1 protein-coding gene and 1 pseudogene are annotated in these 1,001 nt (G+C 43.8%); both read left to right on the forward strand.

The annotated features are described in order from the left end of the window. Window positions 1-124, forward strand: a pseudogene (locus R8N47_RS23805) (histidine/lysine/arginine/ornithine ABC transporter ATP-binding protein); the annotation flags it as partial. 83 nt (window positions 125-207) lie between these two features. After that, window positions 208-978 (forward strand): ABC transporter substrate-binding protein, encoded by a 771-nt coding sequence (locus R8N47_RS23810; protein ID WP_005456273.1) that lies wholly within the window; start codon window positions 208-210, stop codon window positions 976-978. Window positions 979-1,001: the final 23 nt, after the last annotated feature.

Below are 1,001 nucleotides of genomic sequence, written 5' to 3' on the forward strand. Positions count from 1 at the left end.
TGACGTCTCAAATCATGTGATGTTCTTGCATCAAGGCTTAGTGGAAGAACAGGGAGATCCAGCTAAGCTATTTACTAACCCCGATTCTCAGCGATTACAGCAGTTTATCTCATCTATCTACTAATATTCATTAGGCGGCAGAGTTTTGCCTCCTAAGTAAGCACAACGAACAAAACCAAATAAAATAGCAATCACAGGAGTATGGAAATGAAAAAGTGGTTATTGGCAGCAACTCTTGCTGCAACGGCAGTGTCTGGTGTTGCTCAAGCGAAAGAATGGAAAACAGTTCGCTTTGGCATTGAAGGCGCATACCCTCCATTTAGCTGGACAGAAACCGATGGTTCTCTAAAAGGCTTTGATGTTGATATGGCCAATGCGCTGTGTGAAGAAATGCAAGTGAAGTGTCAGATCGTTGCACAAGATTGGGATGGCATTATTCCTTCTCTATTGGCTCGTAAATACGATGCGATCATCGCGGCAATGTCGATTACCGAAGAACGTAAGAAGAAAGTGGATTTCACGGGCAAATACGCATTGATCCCAAATAAGTTCATCGCTAAGAAAGGTGCAAACCTAGATTTTGCTAATCTAGATGGCCAAAAAATCGCAGTTCAACGCGCGACCACTCACGATAAATACCTGACTGATAACTACGGTGACAAAGTTGAAATTGTACGTTACGGCTCTTTTGACGAAGCGTACCTAGACCTTGCGAACGGCCGTGTTGCTGCAGTTTTGGGCGATGCATCTGCTCTTGAGGAAGGTGTATTGAACAAAGCTGGTGGTGATGCGTACGAATTTGTTGGCCCATCTCTGACTGATGCGAAATGGTTCGGTGAAGGTTTCGGTATCGCTGTACGTAAACAAGATAAAGATCTAACGAAGAAACTTGATGCGGCAATCTTGTCACTGCGTGATAAAGGTATTTACCAAGAAATTGCTGGCAAGTACTTTAACTACGATGTTTACGGCGAATAAGCGGTAATTAAGCGACCGTTGGC

Source organism: Vibrio sp. 2132-1 (assembly GCF_033344315.1).